A 26169-nucleotide genomic window follows, 5' to 3' on the forward strand; every position below is an offset into this window, starting at 1 on the left:
ATGCCACGACCCTACGCCAGTCATTCACCCTGCGCACACGGATCAGGCCATGGAGAGACGGAACCACGGGAAGACGGAAAGGGAACGGAGGGAACGGCGCCGGAAACGGCCCCGCCGGCGTCAGGAGCGGCGCCGCCTGATCCGGCTGCCGAGCCAGACCAGGGGATCGTACTTGCGGTCGGCGGCGCGCTCCTTCATCGGGATCAGGGCGTTGTCCGTGATCTTGATGGACTCCGGGCACACCTCGGTGCAGCACTTGGTGATGTTGCAGTAGCCGAGGCCGTGCTCCTCCTGCACCGACCGCTGCCGGTCGATGCCGTCCCGGGCGGCGTCGTCGAGGGGGTGCATGTCCAGCTCGGCCATGCGCATCAGAAAGCGCGGCCCGGCGAACGCCCGCTTGTTCTCCTCGTGGTCACGCACCACGTGGCAGACGTTCTGGCACAGGAAGCACTCGATGCACTTGCGGAACTCCTGCGAGCGCGCCACGTCCTCCTGGCGCATCCGGTACTCACCCGGGCCCAGGTCCTCGGGCGGCACGAACGACGGAATCTCGCGCGCCTTCTCGTAGTTGAAGCCGACATCCGTCACCAGGTCGCGCACCACGGGGAAGGTCCGCAGCGGCGTGACGGTGACCGTCTCCTCGCGCGAGAACAGCGACATCCGCGTCATGCACATCAGCCGGGGCCGGCCGTTGATCTCCGCGCTGCACGAACCGCACTTGCCCGCCTTGCAGTTCCAGCGCACCGCCAGGTCGGGCGCCTGGGTCGCCTGGAGCCGGTGGATGATGTCCAGCACCACCTCACCGTCGTTGACCTCCACCCGGTAGTCCTCGAGCGCGCCGGAGGCGGCGTCGCCCCGCCACACCCGGAAGCGCGCCTCGTAGCGTGAGTCCGCCGCCGTCGTCACGGTTCCGTCAGCTCCTCGTCCGTCAGGTACTTGGCCAGTTCTTCCTTCTCGAACAGGTCCCGCAGGTCGGGGCGCATCGGCGGCAGGTCGCGCGAGCGCAGCCGCACGCCTGCCCCGGGCTCCGGAAGTTCGCACAGCAGGTTGACGCGCCGCCAGGAGCGTTCCATGCGCGGATAGTCGTCCCGGGTGTGCCCGCCGCGGGACTCCTTCCGTTCCAGGGCCGCGCGGGCCACGCACTCGCTGACCAGCAGCATGTTCCGCAGGTCGAGGGCGAGGTGCCAGCCGGGGTTGTACTGCCGGTGGCCCTCCACCCGCACCCGCCCGGCGCGCTCCCGGAGCGCGGCGAGCCGGGTGAGCGCCTCTTCCATCTCCGGTGCGCGCCGGATGATGCCCACCAGGTCGTTCATCGTCTGCTGCAACTCCTGGTGCAGCGCGTACGGGTTCTCCGGCGGCGCGGACTCCGCGCCGGGCGCCGCCTCCGCGTCGCCGAACGGGCGCAGCGCGTCCGCCGCCGCCTCCTCGATCCGCGCCGTGGGGGCGGCGGGCCGGGCGGTGCCGCTCAGGCCGGCCGCGTACTCGGCCGCGTACAGTCCGGCCCGGCGGCCGAAGACCAGCAGGTCGGACAGGGAGTTGCCGCCCAGGCGGTTCGAGCCGTGCATGCCGCCGGCGACCTCGCCCGCCGCGAACAGGCCGGGCACGCCGGTCGCCGCCGCCGTGTCCGGGTCGACGTCCACGCCGCCCATCACGTAGTGGCAGGTGGGGCCCACCTCCATCGGCTCGCGCGTGATGTCCACGTCCGCGAGCTGCTTGAACTGGTGGTGCATCGACGGCAGCCGGCGCCTGATCTCCTCGGCCGGCATCCGCGTCGAGACGTCCAGGTACACGCCGCCGTGCGGTGAGCCGCGCCCCGCCTTGACCTCGGCGTTGATCGCCCGCGCCACCTCGTCCCGCGGCAGCAGCTCGGGCGGGCGGCGGTTGTGGTCGGGGTCGGTGTACCAGCGGTCCGCCTCGGCCTCGTCCTCGGCGTACTTGTCCTTGAACACCTCGGGGATGTAGTCGAACATGAACCGCCGTCCCTGGCTGTTGCGGAGCACCCCGCCGTCGCCGCGGACCGACTCGGTGACCAGGATTCCCTTGACCGAGGGCGGCCAGACCATGCCCGTCGGGTGGAACTGCACAAACTCCATGTTCACCAGCGGCGCGCCCGCCAGCAGCGCCAGCGCGTGCCCGTCGCCGGTGTACTCCCAGGAGTTGGAGGTCACCTTGAACGACTTGCCGATCCCGCCGGTCGCCAGCACCACGGCCGGGGCGTCGATGACGAAGAACGCCCCGCTCTCGCGCTCGTAGCAGAACACCCCGGCCACCCGCTCGCCGTCCGCGTCCTTCAGCACGCGGGTGACCGTGCACTCCTGGAAGATCTTCAGGCCCGACTCGTAGTCACCGGTCTCGGCGAAGTCCCGCTGCTGGAGCGAGACCACCTTCTGCTGCAGCGTGCGGATCAGCTCCAGGCCGGTGCGGTCGCCGACGTGCGCCAGCCGCGGGTACTCGTGGCCGCCGAAGTTGCGCTGCGAGATGCGGCCGTCCTCGGTGCGGTCGAACAGCGCGCCCCACGTCTCGAGCTCCCACACCCGGTCGGGTGCCTCTTTGGCGTGCAGCTCGGCCATCCGCCAGTGGTTGAGGAACTTCCCGCCGCGCATGGTGTCGCGGAAGTGGACCTGCCAGTTGTCGCCGGCGTTGACGTTGCCCATGCTGGCGGCGATGCCGCCCTCCGCCATCACCGTATGGGCCTTGCCGAACAGCGACTTACAGATCACCGCCGTGCGCATGCCCCGCTCGCGCGCCTCGATGGCCGCGCGGAGCCCGGCGCCTCCCGCGCCGACGACGACCACGTCCCACGACTGCCGTTCCACGTCTTACGTCCTTTCTGCCGCTGGTCGGTGCTGCGGGCGGCCGCCGTCTGCCGGAAGAACCGGGCTCAGAAGAACCGGGGGTCGTCGAAGACGCCGGTGGCGAGCAGGTACACATACAGGTCCGACAGCGCCAGGCTGGTCAGCGAGGCCCAGGCGAACGTGGCGTGCCGGGTGTTCAGGCGGCTGATCCACGTCCAGGCCCGGTAGCGCACCGGATGCCGGGAGAAGTGCTTCAGCCGGCCGCCCATGATGTGGCGGCAGGAATGGCACGAAAGGGTGTACCCCCAGACCAGCACGATGTTGACGGTGAAGAGCAGCGAGCCGAGCCCCATGTGGCCCCAGTCGTAGTCCTCGTCCCGGAAGCCGAGCACCGCGTCGTAGGTGAGGATCCCCGCGATGAGCGAGGAGGCGTAGAAGAAGTACCGGTGGCTGTTGTTGAGGATCAGAGGGAAGCGCGTCTCGCCCGTGTAGCGGCGATGCGGCTCGGCCACGGCGCAGGCCGGCGGCGAGGCCCAGAAGCTCCGGAAGTACGCCTTGCGGTAGTAGTAGCAGGTCAGGCGGAAGCCGAGCGGCAGCACCAGGAAGATCAGGGCGGGGGAGAGGGTCCACCAGTCACCGAACAGCGCCCAGTTCGGCCCGCCGCGCATGTCCGCGCAGTTCTCCGCGAGGCAGGGCGAGTAGAACGGCGAGACGTAGGGCGCCGCGTAGTAGTCCGCGTTGGCGAAGGCCCGCCAGGTCGCGTAGACGACGAACGCGCTCAGCGCCAGCACGGTGACGGCCGGGGCGAGCCACCACCGGTCGCCGCGCAGGTGGCGCGCGCCGATGGCGGCGCGCCCGGCGCGCGCGCCGGAGTCAGCGGGGGACGGGGACGGGGCGCTGGGGGCGGTATCCGTGGCCAAGGCGAACCCTCCGAGGGCGCTTCGACGGCGGGGTTGTCACGTGCCGCTGGCGCGGCGGTGTCAGCGAGGGCTCCCGAGTCCCTCGTCGTCGGCACCCGCCCACAGGCGGGCGTCATAGGGGGTGTCCGGCACCCGTATCGGCTCGCTGTCCGGTCTCTCCTGCGCGGCGGACCCGCCCGCCCGCGCCTCGCGCAGCATGGCCAGGCTCTCCCGCAGGCGCTCGGCGTCGCCCCGCACCCGTCGCACGTCCAGGCAGCGGCCGAGTCTCTGCTCGAGCCGGGTGACGCAGCGCGCCAGGTCGTCCACGCAGCGCTGTGCCGCCCGCAGCTCGTCGTGCAGCGACATCGCGTACCACCTCCGTTGGTGGTGTCTCACCGGACGTAGCGAGTGTGACGCCTGACACACCCCCTTGGGAAGGGGGCGGACGCCCGCGCGCCGTGGCCCGAACGGGTGGCCTGCCGCCCGCACGCCGCCGTGTCGCCCCTCCGCGCCGCTGGCCGTCGCCTTCAGTGGCTCAACGAACCGTCACCGATGTGATCATCAGGCCGTTCCGTTCCACCGGAGCGGAGCAGCGGAGGTACCCAGATGCCGCGCACGCCGTCCGCCCCCCGCCTCGCCGTGGCGCTCGCCGTCACCGCCCTGCTGCCGCCCCTGCTGGCGGGGTGCGGCGGGGGACGGGACGACGAGGAGCGGACCTCCCCCGCCACGCACGCCGTCGCCGCCGCTCCCCGCTCCGAACTGGTCAGCGGCTCGGCCGTCACCTGGGGCGTCGACGCCGTGCCCGCCACGCTCAACGCCCACCACCGCGACGCCACCCCGGTCACCGACCAGGTCGCCGCCGCCGTCATGCCGATGCTCTTCACCCTCGACGAGCAGGGCAGCCCCCGGCTCAACCCCGACTACCTGCGCTCCGCCGAGGTCACCGCCACCGAGCCGCGGCAGCAGGTGGTCTACACGCTCAATCCCCAGGCGCGCTGGAGCGACGGCACCCCGCTGTCCGCCGCCGACTTCCGCGCCCAGTGGCGCGCCCTCTCCGGCGGCGACCCCGCCTTCGAGGCCGCCACCGCGGCGGGTTATGAGCGCGTCGCCAGCGTCACCGAGGGCCCGGGCGCCCACCAGGTCACCGTCACCTTCGCCACCCCCTGCGCGGAGTGGCGCGCCCTGTTCAGCCCGCTGTACCCCCGTGCCGTGACAGGCGATGCCGAGCGGTTCAACGACGGCGCCGCCGCAGCCGCCGAGCGGCCGCCCGCCGCCGGGCCGTTCCGCGTCCGCGGCGTCGACCGTGAGGACGGCACGGTCACCCTCGAGCGCAACCCCGACTGGTGGGGCAGCCCCGCGCTGCTGGACGAACTGGTCTTCGCCGCCGTCCCGCCCGGCGAGCGGCGCGACGCCCTCCTGGCGGGCGACCTCGACGTCGCCGCCGTTCCCCCCGCTGACGCCCGCAGCGTCACCGCCGCGCACGCCCCGCCCAGCGTCCCCCAGGACGGGGCCGCGCTGGCCGACGCCCCCCGCGCGGGCCTGCGCGGCCTGGAGATCTACCGCGCCTACGGCCCGGAGAGCGTCCATCTCATCCTCAACGGCACCGCCGGTCCGCTGGCCGACGAGCGTGTGCGCTGGGCCGTCGCCCGCGCCCTCGACCGGCAGCGCCTGGCCCGCGACGCGCACGCTCCCGCCGGGCTGCCGACCCAGCCGCTCGGCTCCCACCTGCACGTCCTTGGCCAGGACGGCTACCGCGACAACAGCGAGGCACTCGGCGAGACCGGCACCCGCGCCGCCAGCGAGCTGCTCGACGAGGCGGGCTGGCGGCTGGCCCGCCCCGGCAGCAGCGCCGACAGCAGCGCCGATGACAGCGACGATGACAGTGCCGATGACAGTGCCGATGACAGTGCCGATGACAGCGACGAGGGCAGCGGGGACGGGAACACCGGCGACGCCAAGGCGGCCCCGCCCGCCATGGCGCTCCCCGCCCCGCTGACCGCCGCCCAGCAGACCACCCAGCAGCGCGCCGCCCTGCTCCACCAGGCCGCCCAGGCCCGCCGCGCCCAGGCCGCCGCGTCCGGCGGCGACGACGACGCGCTGGCCGAGGCCCGCCGCGCCGAACACGCCGCCGAGGAGGCCGACGGCCGCGCCGCCGAACTCGCCCGGCACGCCGCGGGCACGGTCAGGGCCAGGGACGGCGAGCCGCTCACCCTGCGCTTTCTCGTCCCCAGCGGCTCCGGCCAGCTGCGCGACACGGCCCGCCAGATCTCCGCCATGCTGGCCGAGGCCGGCATCGGGGCCGAGGTCACCGAGCTGCCGCCCGGGGAGCTGTTCACCGAGCGCGTCCCCGGCGGCGACTTCGACCTCGTCCTCTACGCGCTGCCCGCCACCGCCTTCCCCGCCACCGACGCCGCCCCGCTGTACACCAAGCCGCAGGCCGTGCCCGGCGGCCAGCTGCCCAGCCAGAACCACACCCGTGTCGGGACCGACTACCTGGACCAGCTCCTGGCCCAGGCGGCGGCCGAACTCGACGACGGCGAGCGCGAGCGGCTGCTCAACCAGGCTGACGCCCGGATCTGGGCGCTGGGCGCGTCGCTGCCCCTCTACCAGCGCCCCCAGCTCGTCGCTGCCAGGGACGACCTGGCCGGCGTCGGCGCCTACGGCCTGGCGACCCCGCGCTTCCAGGACATCGGCTACCGGCGCTGACGCACTCCCGCCGCGCGCTCACCGGCTCCGCCGCCCCCGTAGCATGGGCGGGGCCGGTGAGCGTATGTGGACTCGCCCGCCGTCGTGACGGGGGGAGGCCGGGGCACATGGCCGCCGCCGTGCCGCCACACCAGTGAACGGGAGAGGCTCCGCTCGCCATGCCTACGCGCCAGGACATCCGGAACGTCGCCATCGTCGCGCACGTCGACCACGGCAAGACCACGCTGGTCGACGCCATGCTCAAGCAGGCCGGGGCGTTCGCGCCCCACCAGCAGGTCGACGAGCGGGTCATGGACACCGGCGACCTGGAGCGCGAGAAGGGCATCACGATCCTCGCCAAGAACACCGCCGTCCGGTACCACCCCAAGGGCGGCGGCGAGCCGGTAGTGATCAACATCATCGACACCCCCGGCCACGCCGACTTCGGCGGCGAGGTCGAGCGCGGCCTGTCCATGGTGGACGGGGTGGTGCTGCTGGTCGACGCCTCCGAGGGCCCGCTTCCGCAGACCCGGTTCGTGCTCCGCAAGGCGCTCCAGGCGCGGCTGCCGGTGATCCTGTGCGTGAACAAGACCGACCGCGCCGACGCCCGCATCAGCCAGGTGCTCGACGAGACCTACGACCTCTTCCTCGACCTGGACGCCGACGAGGAGCAGATCGAGTTCCCCATCGTCTACGCCTGCGCGCGGGACGGCATCGCCTCGCTCACCCAGCCCGCCGACGGCACCGTCCCGGCCGACAGCGACAGCCTGGAGCCGTTCTTCACCACCCTGCTGGAGACCGTGCCCGCCCCGGTCTACGAGGAGGACGCGCCGCTCCAGGCCCATGTGACCAACCTCGACGCCGACAACTTCCTCGGCCGCATCGCGCTGTGCCGCGTGCGCCAGGGCACCCTGCGCAAGGGCCAGACCGTCGCCTGGCTGCGGCGCGACGGCAGCGCGCAGAACGTGCGGATCACCGAGCTGCTGATGACCGAGGCGCTCACCCGCAAGCCCGCCGAGGTGGCCGGCCCGGGCGACATCTGTGCCGTCGCGGGCATCCCCGACATCATGATCGGCGAGACGCTCGCCGACCCCGAGCACCCCGTGCCGCTGCCGCTGATCACGGTCGACGAGCCCGCGATCTCCATGACGATCGGCACGAACACCTCGCCGCTCGTCGGCCGGGGCGGCAAGGGCCACAAGGTCACCGCCCGGCTGGTCAAGGAGCGCCTGGACCGCGAGCTGGTCGGCAACGTCTCGCTGCGGGTGCTGCCCACCGACCGGCCCGACGCCTGGGAGGTGCAGGGCCGGGGCGAGCTGGCGCTGGCCATCCTCGTCGAGACGATGCGGCGGGAGGGCTTCGAGCTGACGGTCGGCAAGCCGGAGGTCGTCACCCGCGAGATCGACGGCGTCGTCCACGAGCCGGTGGAGCGCATGACGATCGACGCGCCGGAGGAGTACCTGGGCGCCATCACGCAGCTGATGGCCAGCCGCAAGGGCCGGATGGAGACCATGACGAACCACGGCTCCGGCTGGGTGCGGATGGAGTTTCTCGTGCCGTCGCGCGGGCTGATCGGCTTCCGCACCGAGTTCCTGACCGAGACGCGCGGCACCGGCATCGCCCACAGCATCTTCGAGCGCCATGAGCCGTGGGCCGGGGAGCTGCGCACGCGCAAGAGCGGCTCGCTGGTCGCCGACCGCGCGGGCAAGGCGACGGCGTACGCCATGCTCAACCTCCAGGAGCGCGGCACGATCTTCGTGGAGCCGGGCACCGAGGTGTACGAGGGCATGATCGTCGGGGAGAACTCCCGCTCCGACGACATGGACGTGAACATCACCAAGGAGAAGAAGCTCACCAACATGCGGGCCTCCACGGCGGAGACCACCGAGAACTTGGTGCCGCCGCGGAAGCTGTCGCTGGAGCAGTCGCTGGAGTTCTGCCGCGAGGACGAGTGCGTGGAGGTCACCCCGGAGGAGGTGCGCATCCGCAAGGTCGTGCTGGACGCCCGCGAGCGGGCGCGGGCCGCCGCGCGCGCCAAGCACCGGAAGTGAGCCGGCGGGGCGTCACCCGCCGGCCAGGACGACGGTGCGCCAGCTGAAGCCGTCGGCGGACACCCGGTAGTACCCGGGCTGGCCGAGATCGCGCAGCAGGTACCCGGCCCGCGTCAGCGAGGGCTCCTCGGGCGGCGTGCCGGGCCGGTCCACGCCGAACGTCCGCCCGCCGTCCCGGCTGACGTAGATGGCGTCCTGGGCGTACACCAGCAGGCTGCCGTCCGCGGCGGGGATGGGGACGCCCGACAGGGAGCCCGGCCGCGCGTCCTGCGCGCGCGTCCACACCCGCTCCCAGCTGCGCCCGCCGTCGTCGCTGACGTCGATGGCGAGCAGCCCGGCGCCGTGCCGGCCCGTCGTCAGGCCGGGCATCGGGCCGGTCAGGAAGGCGTACAGGCCGCCGGGTCCGGCGGCCAGTTCGGTGCCGCGGGGCGTGACCCGCTGGCCGTACCCCTCCGGCACCGGCAGCGGTGCCAGCGGCTGCCAGCCGCCGCCGTCCGGTGCCGTGACGGCCACGGCCGGCAGCCCGGAGGCCGGGTCCGTGCCCGCGATCCAGTGCCTGCCGTCCGGCAGCAGCCCCGGCTCGCCCGTGCCGGTGAGCGGCGGCTGCTGGGCCAGCGTGCGCAGCTCCGCGGTGGCGGGCATCAGCGCGGCCACTGCGCCGTCGTCCGTCTTCGTCAGCGCCGCGCCCGGCGGCACGCGGCCGACCGTGCCCGACGGGCCGGGCGGGGCGGGCTGCCACGTCCGCCCGCCGTCGGCCGTCACCCACACCCGGTCCTCCTCCGCGAAGCCGCCGGGGACCGTCAGCCGGGCGTGTCCGGGCGAAGCCGCTTCGATGACCGCGCCCAGGCCCCGCGGATCGCCCGCGGGCAGCGGGGCGTCCCTGATCTCCCATGCGGCCGCGCTGACGAGCACGGCCACGTGGTAGGCGCAGCCGCCCTCGCCGGCCGGCGAGGGCGGGCAGTCCGCCAGCAGGGCGAAGCCGCTGCTTGTGTCGGCGAGGTCGAGGCCGATCACCCGCCCCGGCAGGCCGCTGGCGGAGGGGATGGGCGGCGGCTCCTGGGACGGGGACGGCACCGGGTGCAGCGAGGGCGGCGCCTCGCCGGGCGGCGGCTGGCCGCGCGAGCACGAGGCGAGGAGCCCGGTCACCGCGGTCATCACCAGCAGCACGAGTAACGCGGGCAGCCGCCCGGGGGCCGATCGGGGGACAGCTGACCGCACGCGCATGCCCACCTCCGCGGCGCGCCCTTCGGCCCTCGAGCAAGGAGAGCGGGGACCGGCCTGGAAGACCGCCTATGACGTTATGCAACCGATATCTCAACGATATCTCACGCGTGGCGTCCGGCATATGGGCGGTTTCCGGCAACACTCCGCGACTGCTGCGCCCATCTGATGGGAAATAAGCCGCAAATGCGATCTCATGGTGACCTGATTTCACGTGAGGCCAGTCCGAGGAGGCACCGATGCGCGCAGTCACGCGCCTGACATGGACCGCCGGTATGACGGCCATCGCTCTGACGATCGCCGCGTGCGGCGGTGGTGACGACGGCGGCACCGGCGGCGGGAACATCGTCCGCGCCTCCTGGGGCGACCCGCCCCGGCCCATCGAGCCGGCCAACACCAACGAGGTGCAGGCCGGCAAGGTCCTCGACATGATCTTCCGGGGCCTCAAGCGCTACGACCCGGAGACCGGCGAGGCCGAGAACATGATGGCCGAGTCCATCGAGACCGACGACCAGCGCACCTTCCGCATCACCCTGGAGAAGGGCTGGACGTTCAGCGACGGCAGCAAGGTCACCGCCCAGTCGTACGTGGACGCGTGGAACTACGGCGCGCACATCGACAACGCCCAGATCGGCAGCTACTTCTTCCAGTTCATCGAGGGCTACGAGGACGTCCACCCCAGCGACGAGAACGCCGAGCCCACGGCCGACACCATGAGCGGCCTGGAGGTCACCGGCGAGTACAGCTTCACCGTCACCCTCACCGAACCCTTCTCGCTGTGGCCCGAGACGCTCGGCTACGCCGCCTACTCGCCGCTGCCCCGGCTGTTCTTCGAGGACCACGACGCCTGGCTGGCCAAACCCGTCGGCAACGGGCCCTACAAGATCGAGTCCTACACCCGCTCCCAGAGCATGAAGCTGGTCAGGTACGAGGACTACGCGGGTGACGACAAGGCGCAGAACGACGGCGTCGAGCTGCGGGTCTACACCGACAACAACACCGCCTACACCGACCTCCAGGCGGGCAACCTCGATCTCATCGACGACGTCCCCGCCTCCCAGCTGGCCAACGCCGAACGCGACCTGGGCGACCGCTACATCAACCAGCCCGCCGGCATCGTCCAGACCGTCTCCTTCCCGCTCTACGACCCCGACTGGCAGGGCGACGACGCCCGGATCATCCGGCAGGCGCTGTCCATGGCGATCAACCGCGAGGAGATCACCGAGCGGATCTACCACGGCACCCGCACCCCCGCGACGGACTTCACCTCGCCCGTGCTCGGCGACGAGGGCGGCTACGAGGACGACCTGTGCGGGGAGCTGTGCGAGTACCGCCCCGAGGAGGCGCGCCGCATGATCCGCGAGGCCGGGGGGCTGCCGGGGGGATCGGTCACGCTCACCTCGAATGTGGACACCGGCTCCCACCGCCAGTGGATGGACGCGGTCTGCAACAACATCAACAACGTCCTCGACGACGACAACGCCTGCACCGTCAACCCCGTGCCCACGTTCGCCGACTTCCGCAACCGGATCACCAGCGACGAGATGACCGGCATGTTCCGCACCGGCTGGCAGATGGACTACCCGCTCATCCAGAACTTCCTCCAGCCGATCTTCTACACCGACGCCTCCTCCAACGACTCCGGCTACAGCGACGAGCGCTTCGACGACCTCATCGACCAGGCCAACGCCGCCGACGACGAGGAGGAGGCCATCGAGCTGTTCCAGGAGGCCGAGGAGCTGCTGATCCGCGACATGCCCGCCATCCCCCTGTGGTACCAGAACGGCACCGCCGGCTACTCGGAGCGCCTGAGCGACGTCAAGCTCAACGCCTTCTCCGTCCCCGTCTTCACCGACATCAAGGTGAGCTGACGCGTCCCGTCCGGCGGAACCCCGTCGTCACACCGCTCAGCCCCGGCGGAAGGAGCCCTCGTGGGGCGCTACGTCATCCGGCGCCTGCTCCAGATGATCCCCGTGTTCATCGGCGCCACGTTCCTGATCTTCCTCATGGTGTTCGCCCTCGGCGACCCGGTCACCGGCCTGTTCGGCGACCGGGGGCCCGACCCGGCCACCGCCCGGGCGCTGCGGGAGGAGTTCAATCTCGACAAGCCGGTGTGGCAGCAGTACCTGCTCTACATGCGTGACATCTTCACCGGCGACTTCGGCACCGCCTTCGACGGGCGGCCGGTCACCGAGCTGATGGAGAACGCCTTCCCCGTCAGCATCCGGCTGATGATCGTCGCGCTGGTCTTCGAGATGCTCATCGGCATCGCGCTCGGCGTCATCACCGGGCTGCGCCGGGGCCGGCCGCTCGACACCACCGTGCTCGTGCTCACGCTCGTCGTCATCGCCATCCCGACGTTCGTCCTGGGCACCACCGCGCAGTACTTCTTCGGCGTCGAACTCGGCTGGATCGACCCGGCCGTCAGCCCCGACGCCCGCTTCCGCGAGCTGATCACACCCGGCCTCATCCTCGCGCTGGTCTCCCTCGCCTACGTCACGCGCCTGACCCGTACCTCCATCGCTGAGAACACCCGCGCCGACTACATCCGCACCGCCGTCGCCAAGGGCCTGCCGCGCCGCCGGGTGACCGTCCGCCACCTGCTGCGCAACTCCCTCATCCCCGTCGTCACCTATCTCGGCGCCGACATCGGCACCCTCATCGCGGGCGCGATCGTCACCGAGCGGATCTTCAACATCCAGGGCGTCGGCTACCACCTCTACCAGGGCATTCTCCGGCAGAACTCGCCCACCGTCGTCGGCTTCGTCACCGTCCTGGTGCTGATCTTCCTCCTCGCCAACCTGCTCGTCGATCTCCTCTACGCCGTCCTGGACCCGAGGATCCGCTATGCCTGACCGCAAGCTGTCCCAGGCGCCGCTGTCGGCCCAGGAGGACGCCAACGCCGCCGCCGCGGGCGTGACCCCCGGCGCCACGCCGGAGCCCGGCGCGGCCCGCAGCCTGTGGTCCGACGCCTGGCACGACCTGCGCCGCAACCCCGTCTTCCTCGTCTCCGCGCTGCTCATCCTGTTCCTGCTGGTGATCGCCGTGTGGCCGGGCCTGATCGCCCCCGGCAACCCCACCCGGTGCGAGCTGAGCCGCTCGCTCGAGGGCCCCTCCTCCGGCCACTGGTTCGGCTTCGACACCCAGGGCTGCGACGTCTACACCCGCACCGTCCACGGCGCCCGCGCCTCCATCGCCGTGGGCCTGGCCGCCACCGGCGGCGTGGCGCTCCTCGGCGGCATCGTCGGGGGCCTGGCGGGCTTCTTCGGCGGCGTCTTCGACGCGCTGCTCTCGCGCGTCACCGACATCTTCTTCGCCATCCCCGTGATCCTGGGCGCCATCGTCTTCCTCAGCGTCATCACGCTCACCGGCGTCTGGCCCGTCGTCCTCGTCATCGCCGCGCTCGGCTGGCCGCAGATCGCCCGCATCGCGCGCGGCGCCGTGCTGACGACCAAGCAGAACGACTACGTGATGGCCGCCCGCGCGCTCGGCGCCAGCAACACCAGGATCCTGCTGCGCCACATCCTGCCCAACGCCGTCGCCCCCGTCATCGTGATGGCGACGATCATGCTCGGCACGTTCATCGCCCTCGAGGCGACCCTCAGCTACCTCGGCGTCGGCCTGCGCCCGCCCACCGTCTCCTGGGGCGTGGACATCTCGGCCGCCTCCGACGGCATGCAGTTCCGCAACGCCCCGCACATCCTGCTCTATCCGGCGGCCGCGCTGAGCCTGACGGTGCTCGCGTTCATCATGCTCGGCGACGCCGTCCGCGACGCACTCGACCCCCGGCTGCGCTGAGCCGCCGAGCCCCACCGTGGAGGACACAGCCATGCTGCTGGACGTACGCGACCTGCGGGTGGACTTCCGCACCCGCGACGGCGTGGTCAAGGCGGTCAACGGCGTCAGCTACGCCGTCGACGCGGGTGAGACGCTGGCCGTGCTCGGCGAGTCGGGCTCGGGCAAGTCGGTCACCGCGCAGGCCATCATGGGCATCCTGGAGGAGCCGCCCGGCCGCGTCGCGGGCGGGCAGATCTTCTTCCAGGGGCAGGACCTGCTGACGCTGGGCCGCGAGCAGCGGCGCCGGATCCGGGGCGAGAAGATGGCGATGATCTTCCAGGACGCCCTGTCGGCGCTCAACCCCGTGCTGCCCGTGGGCTACCAGCTCGGCGAGATGTTCCGCGTCCACCGCGGCACCCCGCGCAAACAGGCCCGCGCCAAGGCCATCGAGCTGCTGGAACGCGTCCGCATCCCCGCCGCCCGCACCCGCGTCGCCGACTACCCGCACCAGTTCTCCGGGGGCCAGCGGCAGCGTGTGATGATCGCCATGGCGCTGGCGCTGGAGCCCGACCTGATCATCGCCGACGAGCCCACGACCGCGCTCGACGTCACCGTCCAGGCCCAGGTGATGGACCTGCTCGGCGAGCTGAAGCGCGAGTACCGCATGGGCCTGATCCTCATCACGCACGACCTCGGCGTCGTCGCTGACGCCGCCGACCGCATCGCCGTGATGTACGCGGGACGCGTCGTGGAGGAGGCCCCCGTGAAGGAGGCCTACGCCGCCCCCGCGCACCCGTACACCAAGGCGCTGCTGGACTCGGTGCCGCGGCTGGACCGTGCCGGGGGTGAGCTGGCCGCCATCAAGGGGCTGCCGCCGAACCTGCTGCATGTGCCGCCCGGCTGCCCGTTCCACCCCCGCTGCCCGCTGGCGCAGCGGGCGTGCCGGGACGATCCGCCGCCGCCGCTGTACCAGGTGGCCCCGGGCCGGGCGAGCGCCTGCCACTTCTGGAAGGAGACGCTCGCCCTGTCGTCCCCGGCGCGGCCGGACGACGGAGGTGCCCGGTGACCCAGGTGACACCAGCGAGCCGGCCGGCACCGCCGGCGGAGCCCGTGCTGTCGGTGCGGGGACTGGTCAAGCACTTCCCGCTCACCCAGGGCATCCTTTTCCGCCGCCAGATCGGCGCCGTGCAGGCGGTCGACGGCGTGGACTTCGACCTGTACCCGGGCCAGACCCTCGGCCTGGTCGGCGAGTCGGGCTGCGGCAAGTCGACGGTCGCCAAGCTGCTGCTGAGCCTGGAACGCCCCACCGCCGGCCACATCTTCTACAAGGGCGAGGACATCTCCCGCCTGTCGGGGCGGGCGCTGCGCGCGGTGCGGCGGAACGTGCAGATGGTCTTCCAGGACCCGTACACCTCGCTCAACCCGCGCATGACCGTGGGCGACATCATCGGCGAGCCCTTCGAGATCCACCCGGAGGCGGCGCCCAAGGGCGACCGGCGGCGCCGGGTGCGGGAGCTGCTGGACGTCGTCGGGCTGAACCCGGAGTACATCAACCGCTATCCGCACCAGTTCTCCGGCGGCCAGCGGCAGCGCATCGGCATCGCGCGGGGGCTGGCGCTCAACCCCGAGGTCATCGTCGCGGACGAGCCGGTCTCGGCCCTCGACGTCTCGGTGCAGGCCCAGGTCATCAACCTGATGGAGCGGCTGCAGGACGAGTTCGGGCTGGCGTACGCGTTCATCGCGCACGACCTGTCGGTGGTGCGGCACATCTCCGACCGGATCGCGGTGATGTACCTCGGGCGCGTCGTGGAGACCGGCACGGATACGGAGATCTACGAACACCCGACGCACCCGTACACGCAGGCCCTGCTGTCGGCGGTGCCCGTGCCCGACCCCGAGGCCAGCCGCCGCCGCGAGCGGATCATCCTCTCCGGCGAGGTGCCCTCGCCGGCGGACCCGCCCTCCGGCTGCCGGTTCCGGACGCGCTGCTGGAAGGCGCAGCAGCTGTGCGCGGAGGTTGACCCGCCGCTGGACGTACCTGTGGCGTTCGCGGGAGCCACGGGGCCCGTCGCGCACCCGTCGGCGTGTCACTTCGCGGAGGAAAAACAGCACATGTTCGAGTAAATGGCTCTAGCTCCCGCGCCCGCTGTTTTCGAAAACGGCGGGGGGTTCCGGGGCGACGTGGACGCCTGGTCCACGTCACCCCGGGCTACGGCACCCGCACGGCCGTGGGCTCAGTCTGGATCGTCCGCATATCGGTGCAGCATCCGTGGTGTTGCATGCGTGTTAACGGCTCGGATGCGCATATCCGCGGAGACGGTGCGATGATTGCGGCTATTTCGCGGAATGTCCTCGCATCTCCGGTGTGTGCGACGCTTGTCAAGCACGCCCGGGGCACAAGTTGTGCACCCTTGGCTTTCTAATCGGCTGTCACAGGTCTAAGCCAATGCTTTCTCTTGACTACCCAGTACGAGCCTTGCCACAGTCCCGGTCTACACGCGAAGCTTAGGTTCAGACCTCGGGGGCCGGAGAGATGTCACACCCAGTCGAGGCCACCCAGTCCGGACGCATCGGAAAAGAATCCGGAGAGTCCGGAGAGAAGGGCGGCGAGGAGACTACTGAGCCCGGTGCCGAACTGGTCGGGAGATCACCTGGGCAGCTGATGTGGCGCCGCTTCCGCCGTGACCGGGTGGGGGTGATCTCAGGCTGCGTCGTGCTCTTCTTCTTCCTCGTGGGAGCGCTGGCCCCGCTTATCTCCGCGCTGTACGGAAAGGACCCGTACACCCGGTACGGCCAGATTGAGCCCGGCCTGCTGAACGAGTACGGGTACCCGATCAAGCCCAACGGCGGCATCGACGGCGAGTTCTGGTTCGGCCTGGAGCCCGGCACCGGCCGCGACGTGCTGACGCTCCTGGTCTACGGCATCCGCACCTCGCTGTTCATCGCGCTGGCGGTCACCATCCTCGCCACCCTCACGGCGATCGTCCTCGGCATCACCGCCGGCTACCTGGGCGGCAAGTGGGACTACCTCATCAGCCGCTTCAGCGACCTGCTGATGGCCTTCCCGCAGCAGCTGTTCTTCGTCGCCTTCCTGCCGATCGTGGCCACCTTCTTCGTCGACCCGCGCGAAGAGGTCCCGGTCTGGGTCCAGGTGGTCTCCGTCATCGTCGTGCTCTGGGCGCTGGGCTGGATGACGCTCGGCCGCATCCTGCGCGGCGCCACCCTGGCCCTGCGGGAACGCGAGTTCATCGAGGCGGCGAAGGTCAGCGGGGCCAGCCCGTGGCGCATCGTCCGCAAGGAGCTGCTGCCGAACGTGGTCTCCCCGATGCTCGTGCAGTCCACCTACATGCTGCCGAGCTTCGTGACGACGGTGGCGGGCCTGTCCTTCCTCGGCGTCGGCGTCAGCGAGCCCACCCCGGACTGGGGCGCGATGTTCGCGACGGCGGCGCAGGTGTACCGCAGCGACATCACCTACATGTTCTTCCCCGGAGTGGCGATGGTCGTCTTCGTCGTCGCCTTCAACCTCCTCGGGGACTCGGTCCGGGACGCCTTCGACCCCAAGACGGTGCGGTGACCCGGCGCGGACCCGAAACCACCGGCTTTCCCACAACGAACGGGCAGGAGCACGAGAAGAGATGAGCGAGAGAGCACGACCCAGCGGGCCCGTCCTGAGGGTGCCGCCCTACCTGACGCGGCGGTCGGCCCTGGCCATGGGCGGAGGACTCGTCCTCGCCGCGTGCAGCAGCGGCGGTGGCGGCGGTGGCGGCGGCACCGGCGGCGACAGGTCTGAGGGGCCGCAGGAGCTGGAGGGCGTCGTCTTCGGCGACGAGCAGCAGTCGGCCGGCCCGGCCCCCGAGGTGGAGGGAGCCCGCCGCGGCGGCACCGTCTACATGCTCAACGAGCCCGCCCCCGAGCACCTGGACCCGGGGCAGATATACGTCTCGCATGAGATGCTGACGGCCCGCCTGATCCACCGCGGCCTGACCGGCGTGCAGCTGGACAACGAGGGCAACTACACCATCGTCGGCGACCTCGCCACCGACTCCGGCCGCACCTCCGACGACGGCCGCACCTGGACGTACACCCTCAAGGAGAACATCTTCTGGGAGACCGGCGACCCGATCACCGCGTCCGACGTGCGCCACAGCGTCGAGCGGCTCTTCGCCGACTTCATCGTCCAGGGTCCCAAGTACCTCCAGGGCTGGCTGGCCAACGACCCGGCCAACTACCGCGACCTGCTGCCCGGCGGCCCCTACGAGGGGGACCACCTGCCCGACTCCGTGCTGGAGACGCCGGACGAGCGGACCATCATCTTCCACTTCGAGGAGCCGCAGCTCGACCTGCCCTACGCGCTGGCGATGCCCGGCTACGCGGTCGTCCCCGAGTCCGGCGACACCCGCCAGGATTACGACCGCGCCCCGGTGGCCTCCGGCCCCTACCGCATCGAGAACTACCGCAGCGGCCGGTCGCTGACCCTCGTCCGCAACGAGCACTGGCAGCCGGAGAGCGACCCGATCCGCAACGCCTACCCCGACCGCTGGGAGATGTCGTTCGGCCACACGCCCGAGGACACCACCTCCCGCTTCATGGCCGACCGGGGCGACGACCAGTACGCCATCACCTTCAGCAACAACCTCGACCCGGGCAACGGCCCCCAGGTCATGCAGGACCCGCAGTACGACGACCGGCTGCTGGACGGCTACCAGGTGTACGTCTACCAGCTGGCCATCAACATGGACCGGGTCACCGACAAGCGCATCCGCGAGGCGATCTGCCACGCGATACCGCTCAACGGCGTTCTCAACAGCTACGGCGGTGCCCTCGGCGGCGAGTACGCGGGCGGCCTGATCAGCCCGCTGCTCCCGGGCTACCAGGAGGGCTACGACCCCTACGGCAAGCTGGCCAAGCCCGAGGGTGACCCGGACCGGGCCCGGGAGCTGCTGGAGGAGGCGGACGCCGTCGGCTACACGCTGAACCTCTACCACTCCAACATCGCCGAGGAGCTGGAGGCGGGCCCGGCGATCGAGGCCGCGCTGGAGGCCGCCGGCTTCCGCGTCAACCGCACCCACGGCCCGGCCGAGACGTACTACGACGAGATCGGCACGATCGACAACGGCCTGGACATCTACCGTTCCTCCTGGGGCCACGACTGGCTGTCGGCGTCCAGCGTCATCCCGCCGCTCTTCGACGGGCGGCAGATCGAGGACGGCGCGGCCACGTACGCGCACCTGCGCGACGACCACGTGAACGCGGAGATCGACCGGATCACGCAGATCGCGGACCCGCAGGAGCAGGCCGCCGCCTGGTGGGAGCTGAACACCTACATCCTGGAGGAGATCCTCCCGGCGGTGCCGGTGTTCTACTACCGCCTGGTCATGCTCCACGGCTCCAAGATCGGTGGCGCCGTCTTCAACGACGACTACAGCAGCATCGACCCGAACAAGGTGTTCGTCACCGACGCGTGACGCCTCGCGCGTGCCAGGGGGTGCCCGTCCCCGCGGCGGGCACCCCCCTCACGATCCCGGAACCGGCCCAGGCTCCGGCTCACGACCCATGGACCCCAAAGGCTGCACCCGATGCTCCGATTCATCCTCAGGCGAACGCTGGGCGCCGTCGTCATCCTCCTGCTGATCAGCGCCGTCACGTTCTTCCTCTTCTGGGCGATCCCGCGCAACCCGGCGATCCTGGCCTGCGGCAAGGGCAACTGCTCGCCCGAGGAGCTCGCCGTCGTCGAGCGCAATCTCGGCATCGACAGCCCTATACCCCAGCAGTACTGGGACTACCTGGTGGGCATCGTCATGGGGCGTGACTTCCCCGCGGGGAACTGCCCGGCGCCGTGCCTCGGCTTCTCGTTCCGCAACAACGAACCCGTCCTGGAGACCATCCTGGACCGGCTGCCGGTCACCCTCTCGCTGGCCGCCGGCGGCGTCGTCGTCTTCCTGATCCTGGGCCTCACCTTCGGCATGCTCGCCGCCTGGCGCCGCGGCACCCTGCTGGACAAGAGCGTGAGCTCCGCCTCGCTGGTGATCAGCGCCCTCCAGATCTACTTCCTCGGCCCGCTCGCGCTGGCGGTGCTCGTCCACAACACCGGCATCCTCAAGCAGCCCGGATACGAGCCGATCACCGAGAATCCCGCCGGCTGGTTCTCCGGCATGCTGCTGCCCTGGCTGGTGCTGGCGACGATCTTCACCGCCAACTACACGCGTATGTCCCGCGCCACGCTCATCGAGCAGCTCCAGGAGGACCACGTCCGCACCGCGAAGGCCAAGGGCATGTCGCGTGGCACGGTCTTCTTCCGCTACGCCTGGCGCGGCTCGCTGATCCCCATCGTCACCATCCTCGGCGTGGACCTCGGCTCGCTCTTCGGCGGGGCGATGATCACCGAGTACACCTTCACGCTCCACGGCCTCGGCAGGCTCGCCGTGGAGTCCGTGCACGAGTCCGACCTGCCGATGCTCATGGGCGTGATGCTCTTCTCCGCGCTCATGATCGTGCTCTTCAACATCATCATCGACGCCTGCTACGCGCTGATCGACCCGCGCGTGCGGCTCGCCTAGGAGCGGATGGACGTGTCGATCACCACCAGCAAGCCGGCCAAGGACACGAACGGCACGAACGCGGGCGGCGCCGGTCACGCGACGGAACCCATCCTGTCCGTCCGCGACCTGAAGGTGCACTTCTCGACCGAGGACGGCATCGTCAAGGCCGTGGACGGGCTGTCCTTCGACGTCCCGCGCGGCAAGACCCTCGGCATCGTCGGCGAGTCGGGCTCCGGCAAGTCCGTCACCAGCCAGGCCGTGCTCGCGCTGCACAACCGCGGCAACACCCGGATATCGGGCGGGATACGGTTCGACGGCCAGGAGCTGACGACCGCGTCCGAGCGGGAGATGGAGCGGCTGCGCGGCAACAGGATCGCGATGATCTTCCAGGACCCGCTCACCGCGCTCTCGCCGTACTACACCGTGGGCCGCCAGATCAGCGAGCCGTTCCGCAAGCACCGCGGCGCCTCCCGCCGCGAGGCCAGGGAACGGGCCATCGACATGCTCGCGAAGGTCGGCATCCCCAACCCGCAGCGCCGCGTGGACGACTATCCGCACCAGTTCTCCGGCGGCATGCGGCAGCGCGCCATCATCGCCATGGCGCTGGTCTGCAACCCCGACCTCCTCATCGCCGACGAGCCGACCACCGCGCTCGACGTCACCGTCCAGGCGCAGATCCTGGACCTGCTGCGGGAGCTCCAGGAGGAGTTCGGCTCCGCCATCATCCTGATCACGCACGACCTCGGCGTGGTCTCGCAGGTCTCCGACGACGTCCTGGTGATGTACGCCGGGCGCGCGGTGGAGCGCGGCAGCGTCCACGAGGTGCTGCGCCGCCCGCACCACCCCTACACCTGGGGCCTGCTGTCGTCCGTGCCGCGGCTGCGCGGCGACGTCAACCAGGAACTGATCCCGATCAAGGGAACCCCGCCCAGCCTCCTCGCGCCGCCGCCCGGCTGCCCGTTCGAGCCGCGCTGCGCCCACCCGTCCCAGGTCACCGGCGCCTCCTGCGCCACCGACCGCCCGGTCCTGCCGGCTGGCAGGGGCGCGGCCTGCCACCTCGCCGAGGAACGGAGGAACGCCATCTTCGACGAGGAGATCAGGCCCCGGCTCGGCTAGCGCGTGAAGGACAGCACAGGCTCAAGGACAGGACCCACCATGACGACCGTCAGCATCCGCAAGGACAGCGAACCCCTCATGATGGTGGAAGGGCTGACCAAGCACTTCCCCATCAAGGGCGGCTTCCCCATCAAGCGGACCGTCGGCGCGGTCAAGGCCGTCGACGGCCTGGACTTCACCATCTACGCGGGCGAAAGCCTTGGCCTGGTCGGCGAGTCGGGCTGCGGCAAGTCCACCACCGGACGGCTGCTGGCCCGGCTGCTGGAGCCCACCGGGGGCACCATCTCCTACCGGGGCAGGGACATCACGCGCGCCACCCGCAAGCAGCTGGCGCCCGTGCGGTCCGAAATTCAGATGATCTTCCAGGATCCCTACTCCTCGCTGAACCCGCGCCAGACGGTCGGCACCATCATCGGCGGGCCGATGGAGATCAACGGCATCAACCCGCCCGGCGGCCGGGAGAAGCGGGTCCGGGAGCTGCTGGAGATCGTCGGCCTCAACCCCGAGCACTACAACCGCTTCCCGCACGAGTTCTCCGGCGGCCAGCGGCAGCGCATCGGCGTCGCCCGGGCGCTGGCGCTGGAGCCGAAGCTGATCATCGCCGACGAGCCGGTCTCGGCCCTCGACGTCTCCATCCAGGCGCAGGTCGTCAACCTGCTGCGCCAGGTGCAGCGCGACCTCGGTATCGCGTTCCTGTTCATCGCGCACGACCTGGCTGTGGTGCGGCACTTCTCGCAGCGCGTCGCCGTGATGTACCTCGGCAAGATCGTGGAGATCGGCGACCGGGAGTCCATCTACGAGCGGCCGCGTCACCCGTACACGCACGCGCTGCTGTCGGCCGTGCCCGAGGACGTGCTCGACGAGGCCATGGACGACCTGGCGGCCGGCGACGGGGAGGCGGAGCGCCACGGCCGGCGGGAGCGGATCCGGCTGCTCGGCGACGTGCCCTCGCCGACGGATCCCCCGTCCGGGTGCAGGTTCCGCACCCGCTGCTGGAAGGCGCAGGAGCGCTGCGCCACCGAGGAGCCGCCGCTGGTGCGGCTCGACGGCAACGCCGAGGGGCACCTGACCGCCTGCCATTTCCCGGAAGAGGGCACCACCGAGGCGCGCGGTGAGGACATCATCGTGCGTGCCACGTGACGGTCAGCTCACAGACGTTCACCATGCGACCGGCGCGTGCGCCCCTTGTCTGCTTCCGTGCACCGATCCGTGCCGACTCACGGACAGTTAAGATCCGTAGCGCATGGTGGGTAGGTCCTTCCCAAGGGCGGGAAGGGCTGCTGGCCTGCCCGGAACCGGCGCGACCTCACGGAGGTGTCTTGGGTGGGGCTTTCCGTCTCCGCGGTGCTGCTGCTCGCGGTCATCGTGATCCTGCTGGTGCGCAAGCAGGGACTGAAGGTGCTGCACGCCGCTGCCTGCGTGCTGCTGGGCTTCTACCTCGCCAGCTCCAGCATGGCCCCCGCCATCAACGATCTCGGCGACAGCATGGCGGAGGTCATCAGCCAGATCAGCTTCTGACCGGCCACGGCGGCCGCCCGGCCGGGACGTAAGCTCACTGGCATGAGTTCCGGCCAGGGCGGTGTGCTGCTCGTGCACGCGCACCCCGATGACGAGTCGATCTGCAACGGGGTCACCATGGCCGCGTGCGTCGCGAGCGGCACACCCGTGACCCTTGTCACCTGCACGCTCGGTGAGGAAGGCGAAATCATCCCGCCTGATCTCGCCCACCTCGCCGCTGGCCGCGACGACGCCCTCGGCCCCTACCGGGCGGGCGAGCTGGACGCCGCCATGCGGGAGCTCGGCGTCACCGACCACCGCTTCCTCGGCGGCCAGGGGCGCTGGCGCGACTCCGGCATGGCGGGCGTGCCGCAGAACGACCATCCCGCTGCCTTCTGCCGGGCGGACCTTGACGAGGCAGCGGCGGCGCTCGGCGCCGTCATCGACGAGGTACGGCCGCGGGTGGTGATCACCTACGGGCCGGACGGCGGCTATGGCCACCCCGACCACGTCAAGGCCCACCAGGTCGCCATGCATGCCGCCCGTGACCGCGGGGTGCCGCGCGTGCTGTGGAACTGCCTGCCCGAGCCCGTCGCCACCGCCCGCCTCGCCCGGCTGCGCGCGGCCGGGCCCGGACGCTTCGCCACCGTCGCCGGGCTCGGCGACCTCCAGGGCGTCCTCCCCGAGGGCGCCGGCGGCCGGGTGCTCGCGGTCGAGGGCACGCCGCAGCAGGTAGCGGCCAAGGCCCGCGCCATGGCCGCCCACGCGACCCAGATCGACGTCGAACCGGGCCCGGACGGCGGCACGTTCGCCCTGTCCAACGGCATCGCCCAGCCGCTGTGGGGCACCGAGTACTACGTGTGCGGCGCCGGCGAGCCGCTGCCGCCCGGCGCCCGCGGTGTCTTTGACGGGCTGCCGGACGCGCTGCCCGGCAGTGACGGCAGGGGTAACGACAGCGGCGACGGTAACGGCAGCGGGGAGGCGCGGTGACCGGCGGCGGACGGTTCGGCAGGGGCGTGCTGTACGCGGTGCTCGCCGTGCTCGGGCTCCTCACCGGGCTGGCGGGCTCACTGGTGCAGGCCGGATGGCAGCCGTTCGGCCTGCTGCTGGCGCTCGGCGGCGCGGCCGGCGTGTTCTGGGGCGGCGGCCTGCTCACCCGCACACGGACGGGCGCGGCCTGCCCGGCGGCCGGCTGGGCGCTCGCCGTGCTGCCGCTGACGACCACGCGGCCGCAGGGGGACTACGTCTTCGCCGCCGGTCTGGGGAGCTATCTCTTCCTGCTCGGCGGGATGCTGCTCGCGGCCCTCGCGGCGACTCTGGGGCCGGCCGCGCGGCCGATGTTCGCCGTCCCTGAGCAGACGCCGAGGGCCAGGTAGGCGCGCGGCCCGGTGCGTACGTCACGGTCCGCACGCGCCCTCGCCCGCGCGCGCTGCCGCAGTCCGGGCGCGCTCCGGCGTCGCGGCCGCACGCACGTGCGGATTCTGTAGCGGCGGCGTGGCGCCTCCCGGGCCCCAGTATCGTTGGCCTCGCCGCCCGCCCCGGTACTCCGGGACGGCCGGTGTAGCCAACCGGGAGATCCAGCTGTGAGTCGTGAAACTGACAACCCGTCCCCCACGCCGCGGGGATGGGCGGACCCCCAGCGCAGCACGGGGGAGGACGCGGGAAGGGACACGGAAGGGAACGCTGCCCGGCCGGCAGCAGCGGCACGTCCAGGCGCTCCGCAGCCGGAGGAGAGGCAGCCGGAGTCGGTCGTCGAGACGACGGTGACCCGCGCGCGGATCAGCATCCCCGGATCCCGGCCGATTCCGCCGATTGTGGTGCGCGAGCCCGTGGACAGCTCGGCGCGGGGGTCCGCGCACCCCGCCCCGCCGGCGGAGAAGACGCCGGACGGGAACGGCACGGGGGCAACCGGTGGCGTCCGGGAGGCCGGCGCGGATGACCCGTCCCGGCCGCAGCCGACGCGCAGCACGCAGGGCACGCAGGTTAAGACGCCGAAGAAGACCAGCTCGTGGTTTGAGCCGCGCAAGCCGCCCCGCCCGTCGCAGGCGGGCACGGACACGCAGGCCCCGCCGCCCGCACCGGCCGAATCCGGCTCCGGCGGCAAGCCGCCGCGGCCGCCCGCTGACACGCCGCCGGACGGTACCCCGGACGTATCCGAGTGGTTCGCCTCCGGCAGTGACGCCACGCCGCCGGACGGCCCCCCCGCCGCGGCGCCGCCGCACCCCGCCTCCGGCCCCGAGGCCACGCCGCCGGACGGCACCCCGGCGGTGGGCCTGCCCGGCCTCACCAGCCCGCTGCCCGAGCCCACCGCCTCCCCGGGCGCGACGCCGGGCCCCGACGCCCCCAGCGGCCCGACCACCGGGCCTGCCACCGGGGAGATGACGCTGCCGGGCCAGCCGCCCGAGGAGCCCGCCGCCACCACGATGGACCTCGGCGGCCCGTTCCCGCCCGCGCCCCCGCCCGGCCACGCGCAGCGCGACGCGGCCAGTACCGGACCGCTGCCGGTGCCCCCGCCCGGCCCGCAGCCCTCCGAGGCCGGTGAGGAGCCCGAGCCGGACGACGGCCCCGAGCCGGAGGCCGGCTCCGGCTCCGCGACCGCCGGGTCCAGCGCCCCCGCCTCCGGCGGCGGCCGGGCCGGCCGGTCCCGGCTGAAGCTGGTGCTGCTGGGCGTGGCCGGGATCCTGGTCGTCGGCTACGGCGCCGGGCTCTACCTCAGCCCGCAGGACGTGCCCAAGGGCACGACGGTGCTCGGCGTCGACATCGGCGGCCTCAGCTCGGACGAGGCGCGCAGCCGCCTCGACAGCAGCCTGGAGTCGGCGAACCAGGATCCGCTGACGCTGCTGCTCGGCGACCGCGAGGTCGAGCTGAAGCCGAGCGTGGCGGGGCTGGCCGTCGACACCGAGGCCACCGTGCAGGCCGTCTCGGGGCAGGATTACAGTCCGCTGTCGGTCTACGGCTCCCTCTTCGGCGCCGAACGCACCGAGGAGGCCGTCTTCGAGGTGGACCGCGAGAAGCTGACCGTCGCGCTGGAGGACATCGCCGCGGAGGCGGGCACGGGCCCGGTCGAGGGCGGCATCACGTTCACCCCCGAGGGGCCCATCGCCCAGGTCGGCCAGCCCGGCACGACCGTGGACGTGGAGGCGGCGGCCGACGCCGTCGAGTCGGCCTTCCGCGAGCGCGCCGAGACCGGGCGCAACCCCACCGTGGAACTGCCCATGACGGAGCAGGAGCCCGAGATCACCGAGGCCGAGGTCGAGCGCGCGATGGAGGAGTTCGCCGAGCCCGCCATGTCGGGGCTGGTCACGGTCTACGCCGGAGACGCTTCCATCAGCTTCTCCCCGGAGTACAGCCTCTACCAGTTCCTGGGCATGGAGCCGGTCGACGGACGGCTCGTCGACACCTACGACCTCGAGGTACTGGAAGAGCTGTACGGTTCGACGTTTGACGGCGTGCTGATCGAGCGCGGCGACGGCAGCCGGACGCCGGTCCAGCCCGAGGACGTCGCGGGCGTGCTCAGCCAGATCCTGCGCGAGACCGACCCGGAGCAGCGGGTCGGCTACATCGACCTGGCACCGGACTGACCGGCGGC

At 71.8% G+C, this 26169-nt stretch carries 21 protein-coding genes; 16 read left to right on the plus strand and 5 right to left on the minus strand.

What is annotated here, in order from left to right:
* Positions 1–120: 120 nt before the first annotated feature.
* The 4 genes from JK356_RS06140 to JK356_RS06155 all read right to left on the minus strand — a co-directional run bounded on the left by JK356_RS06140 (position 121) and on the right by JK356_RS06155 (position 4060).
* Positions 121–906 (minus strand): succinate dehydrogenase/fumarate reductase iron-sulfur subunit, encoded by a 786-nt coding sequence (locus JK356_RS06140; RefSeq protein ID WP_201866517.1) that lies wholly within the window; start codon positions 904–906, stop codon positions 121–123.
* Positions 903–2816 (minus strand): fumarate reductase/succinate dehydrogenase flavoprotein subunit, encoded by a 1914-nt coding sequence (locus tag JK356_RS06145; RefSeq protein ID WP_201866518.1) that lies wholly within the window; start codon positions 2814–2816, stop codon positions 903–905. The genes JK356_RS06140 and JK356_RS06145 overlap by 4 nt, the downstream gene beginning before the upstream one ends.
* Positions 2817–2881: 65 nt before the next feature.
* On the minus strand, positions 2882–3715 hold the full coding sequence (locus JK356_RS06150) for a hypothetical protein (protein ID WP_201866519.1): 834 nt from the start codon (positions 3713–3715) through the stop codon (positions 2882–2884).
* Between the two features lie 60 nt (positions 3716–3775).
* Positions 3776–4060 carry a hypothetical protein gene (locus JK356_RS06155; protein WP_201866520.1) on the minus strand — a complete coding sequence of 95 codons (285 nt, stop codon included), beginning with the start codon at positions 4058–4060 and terminating at the stop codon, positions 3776–3778.
* Positions 4061–4300: 240 nt separating this feature from the next.
* Here JK356_RS06155 and JK356_RS06160 point away from each other — a divergent pair, with 240 nt between their 5' ends.
* The gene (locus tag JK356_RS06160; protein ID WP_201866521.1) at positions 4301–6400 is read left to right on the plus strand and encodes an ABC transporter family substrate-binding protein; all 2100 of its coding nucleotides are present in this window, start codon (positions 4301–4303) and stop codon (positions 6398–6400) included.
* 158 nt (positions 6401–6558) lie between these two features.
* On the plus strand, positions 6559–8430 hold the full coding sequence (gene typA / locus JK356_RS06165; RefSeq protein ID WP_201866522.1) for a translational GTPase TypA: 1872 nt from the start codon (positions 6559–6561) through the stop codon (positions 8428–8430).
* A 12-nt stretch (positions 8431–8442) separates the two neighbouring features.
* Here typA and JK356_RS06170 read toward each other — a convergent pair whose 3' ends face one another.
* The gene (locus JK356_RS06170) at positions 8443–9648 is read right to left on the minus strand and encodes a sialidase family protein (protein ID WP_201866523.1); all 1206 of its coding nucleotides are present in this window, start codon (positions 9646–9648) and stop codon (positions 8443–8445) included.
* A gap of 242 nt (positions 9649–9890) precedes the next feature.
* On the opposite strand from JK356_RS06170, the gene JK356_RS06175 reads away from it, so the two are divergent.
* The 14 genes from JK356_RS06175 (at position 9891) to JK356_RS06240 (ending at position 26161) form a co-directional block, all read left to right on the plus strand.
* Positions 9891–11522 (plus strand): ABC transporter substrate-binding protein, encoded by a 1632-nt coding sequence (locus tag JK356_RS06175; protein WP_201866524.1) that lies wholly within the window; start codon positions 9891–9893, stop codon positions 11520–11522.
* Between the two features lie 60 nt (positions 11523–11582).
* Positions 11583–12506 carry an ABC transporter permease gene (locus JK356_RS06180; RefSeq protein ID WP_201866525.1) on the plus strand — a complete coding sequence of 308 codons (924 nt, stop codon included), beginning with the start codon at positions 11583–11585 and terminating at the stop codon, positions 12504–12506.
* Entirely contained in the window at positions 12499–13449 is a 951-nt protein-coding gene (locus JK356_RS06185) for an ABC transporter permease (RefSeq protein ID WP_201866526.1), read from the plus strand. The genes JK356_RS06180 and JK356_RS06185 overlap by 8 nt, the downstream gene beginning before the upstream one ends.
* 31 nt (positions 13450–13480) lie before the next feature.
* Positions 13481–14494, plus strand: a complete 1014-nt coding sequence (locus tag JK356_RS06190; RefSeq protein ID WP_201866527.1) for an ABC transporter ATP-binding protein — start codon at positions 13481–13483, stop codon at positions 14492–14494.
* Positions 14491–15552 carry a dipeptide ABC transporter ATP-binding protein gene (locus JK356_RS06195; RefSeq protein ID WP_307815426.1) on the plus strand — a complete coding sequence of 354 codons (1062 nt, stop codon included), beginning with the start codon at positions 14491–14493 and terminating at the stop codon, positions 15550–15552. Before JK356_RS06190 ends, JK356_RS06195 begins: the two co-directional genes overlap by 4 nt.
* A gap of 409 nt (positions 15553–15961) precedes the next feature.
* Positions 15962–17002 carry an ABC transporter permease gene (locus JK356_RS06200; protein ID WP_201866528.1) on the plus strand — a complete coding sequence of 347 codons (1041 nt, stop codon included), beginning with the start codon at positions 15962–15964 and terminating at the stop codon, positions 17000–17002.
* 61 nt (positions 17003–17063) lie between these two features.
* Positions 17064–18893, plus strand: coding sequence for an ABC transporter substrate-binding protein (locus tag JK356_RS06205; RefSeq protein WP_236670847.1), 1830 nt, complete (start codon positions 17064–17066; stop codon positions 18891–18893).
* A 111-nt stretch (positions 18894–19004) separates the two neighbouring features.
* Positions 19005–19985 (plus strand): ABC transporter permease, encoded by a 981-nt coding sequence (locus JK356_RS06210; protein ID WP_201866529.1) that lies wholly within the window; start codon positions 19005–19007, stop codon positions 19983–19985.
* A gap of 6 nt (positions 19986–19991) precedes the next feature.
* The gene (locus JK356_RS06215; RefSeq protein WP_201866530.1) at positions 19992–21083 is read left to right on the plus strand and encodes an ABC transporter ATP-binding protein; all 1092 of its coding nucleotides are present in this window, start codon (positions 19992–19994) and stop codon (positions 21081–21083) included.
* A gap of 39 nt (positions 21084–21122) precedes the next feature.
* A complete protein-coding gene (locus JK356_RS06220) occupies positions 21123–22223 on the plus strand; it encodes an ABC transporter ATP-binding protein (protein ID WP_201866531.1) in 1101 nt (366 codons plus the stop codon).
* A gap of 183 nt (positions 22224–22406) precedes the next feature.
* Positions 22407–22601, plus strand: a complete 195-nt coding sequence (locus tag JK356_RS06225) for a hypothetical protein (protein ID WP_201866532.1) — start codon at positions 22407–22409, stop codon at positions 22599–22601.
* A 42-nt stretch (positions 22602–22643) separates the two neighbouring features.
* Positions 22644–23570, plus strand: coding sequence for an N-acetyl-1-D-myo-inositol-2-amino-2-deoxy-alpha-D-glucopyranoside deacetylase (gene mshB / locus JK356_RS06230; protein ID WP_201866533.1), 927 nt, complete (start codon positions 22644–22646; stop codon positions 23568–23570).
* The gene (locus JK356_RS06235; protein ID WP_201866534.1) at positions 23567–23956 is read left to right on the plus strand and encodes a DUF6113 family protein; all 390 of its coding nucleotides are present in this window, start codon (positions 23567–23569) and stop codon (positions 23954–23956) included. The genes mshB and JK356_RS06235 overlap by 4 nt, the downstream gene beginning before the upstream one ends.
* A 453-nt stretch (positions 23957–24409) precedes the next feature.
* On the plus strand, positions 24410–26161 hold the full coding sequence (locus JK356_RS06240) for a peptidoglycan binding domain-containing protein (protein ID WP_201866535.1): 1752 nt from the start codon (positions 24410–24412) through the stop codon (positions 26159–26161).
* Positions 26162–26169 lie beyond the last annotated feature (8 nt).

The sequence above is a fragment of the Streptomyces sp. 7-21 genome, from assembly GCF_016741785.1.
In the GTDB taxonomy this organism is placed as follows: Bacteria; Actinomycetota; Actinomycetes; order Streptomycetales; family Streptomycetaceae; genus Streptomyces.